Origin of the sequence: Bartonella sp. AP58NXGY (genome assembly GCF_042195785.1) — a bacterium.
Taxonomy (GTDB): Bacteria; Pseudomonadota; Alphaproteobacteria; order Rhizobiales; family Rhizobiaceae; genus Bartonella.
On record NZ_JBHIOY010000274.1, the window covers coordinates 1 to 681 of the forward strand.

Sequence of the window (681 nt, forward strand, 5' to 3'; positions counted from 1 at the left end):
TAGATATTTCTTCTGTAAAAAAGAGATTGATATTAATTATAAGTTAAACTATGTTTAACTATGTTATACAATGTATAATCATTAAAATTTTAAAGAGGAAATATTATGAGTATAAAAAGTGAACTTATAGCAGCTAAAGTAGATATAAATCTAAAAAACGCATTTATGGCTATAGCTGAAAGAAAACACCGTCCAGCATCTCAAATTTTACGTGATCTTATTCGTATTTACGTGGAAAATAATAAAATACCTAATAAGGAAACGCTTGAAACTTTTCATAAAACCGACAGAAATGAAGATGTTTTTTATGGTAAAAATATTGATTATTTGATTAAGTAATTGGAGATGTAGCACCTGCACATCTAATTATGCCTTCAGTGAATTATTAACAAAAGTTTACAAGAGATGTAAAACGGGCAAAAAAACGTGGGAAAGATATGCGAAAGCTTACAGAAGTTATGCAACTTCTAATTCATAAGCAGCAATTGCCTGCTATTTTAAATGATCACGCATTACAAGGCAATTGGAAGCCTCGTCGAGATCTTCATATAGAGGCAGATTGGTTATTAATTTATATAGTTGATGAAGAGCGAGTCCATTTTGATAGGACAGGTACGCATTCAGATTTATTTAAGTAAGAAATTGATAGTGAATTCTCAAAAAAATTCTGATTCGCATTAG

Annotated in this window: 1 protein-coding gene and 1 pseudogene; both read left to right on the forward strand. The window is 29.7% G+C overall.

From position 1 onward, the window contains the following. Nucleotides 1-105 precede the first annotated feature (105 nt). Nucleotides 106-339, forward strand: a complete 234-nt coding sequence (locus ACFINC_RS10895; RefSeq protein WP_375617221.1) for a hypothetical protein — start codon at nt 106-108, stop codon at nt 337-339. A gap of 65 nt (nt 340-404) precedes the next feature. Beyond that, a pseudogene (locus tag ACFINC_RS10900) lies at nt 405-638 on the forward strand (type II toxin-antitoxin system YafQ family toxin); the annotation flags it as partial. Between the last annotated feature and the right edge of the window lie 43 nt (nt 639-681).

What these genes read in the sequence shown, in the direction of transcription:
- ACFINC_RS10895 (WP_375617221.1), top strand. Translation starts at nt 106, where the DNA reads ATGAGTATAAAAAGTGAACTTATAGCAGCTAAAGTAGATATAAATCTA.